Annotated in this window: 1 protein-coding gene; it reads left to right on the forward strand. The window is 75.7% G+C overall.

Annotation, left to right across the window (positions count from 1 at the left end; translation table 11 throughout):
- Positions 1-198: 198 nt before the first annotated feature.
- Entirely contained in the window at positions 199-753 is a 555-nt protein-coding gene (locus GT045_RS10450) for a hypothetical protein (RefSeq protein ID WP_161333976.1), read from the forward strand.
- The last annotated feature ends 162 nt before the right edge of the window (positions 754-915 follow it).

Consider the following 915-nt stretch of genomic DNA (forward strand, 5'->3'; position numbering starts at 1 on the left):
AGTCACCGAGTCACCGAGTCACCGAGTCACCGGCAGGTCTCCCTGCGCCGGACGGAGGAACCCGTCACCTGGCCGGGCTCCCCCCGCGTGCGCGGGTGTCCGGCGCGGCGTTGGCTGCGATGGAGGCAGCACGGCCGCTTCCCGACCCTCGGCGGCGCATGGGACGTACCGCCAACCGTGCCGCTGGAGGCCAAGCCCATGCACAACTCGCGACTCCTGCTCCGCTCCGGCCTGACCCTCGCGGCGGTCGCCGCGCTCCCGGCCGCGCTCGCCGGGCCGTGTGCCGCGGCCTCGGGCATCTCGGTCAGCACCACCGGCTCCACGGTCTCGGTGGTCACCAGCGCGTGCACCCAGATCAACGGCAGCTGGGGAACCGCGGCGCTGCTCACCAGCAGCCAGGCGAACTTCTCCCAGGGACGGCAGGCGACCCTGTCCGGCACGAGCGTCAGCCAGTCCGCGGCGTGGACGGGAGTGAGCGCGGGGACGTACACCGTGGTCGTGGTGTGCTCCAGCGGCAGTACCGCGGGCAGCCAGTCGGTGATCGTCTCCGCGGCGTCCAGCAGCAGCAGTCGCCGCCCCACCATCTCCGCGACGTCCACCGCGGCTCCGTCCCGCGGCGTGATGGGCGGCCTCGGCGGCGCCGCCCGGGACTACGGCCCCCTGACCCTGGGCGTCGGGGCGGCCCTCGTCGGCGCCGGGGTCGTCGCCACGGGCTGGGTCCTGCGCCGCCGCACGAAGCCGTACCGGCTCTGAACGACCGCACCGGCCCCCGCGCGGCCCGGCCCGGCTCTCCTGGCCGGCCCGGGCGGGGTTCACGCGGCACCCGGCGGACGGCAGAGTGAGACGGCGCACGGCCCGCAGCGCACGACGCACGACGCACGACGCACGGCACACGGCACACGGCACACGGCACAC

It is taken from the genome of Streptomyces sp. SID486 (genome assembly GCF_009865385.1).
GTDB lineage: Bacteria > Actinomycetota > Actinomycetes > Streptomycetales > Streptomycetaceae > Streptomyces.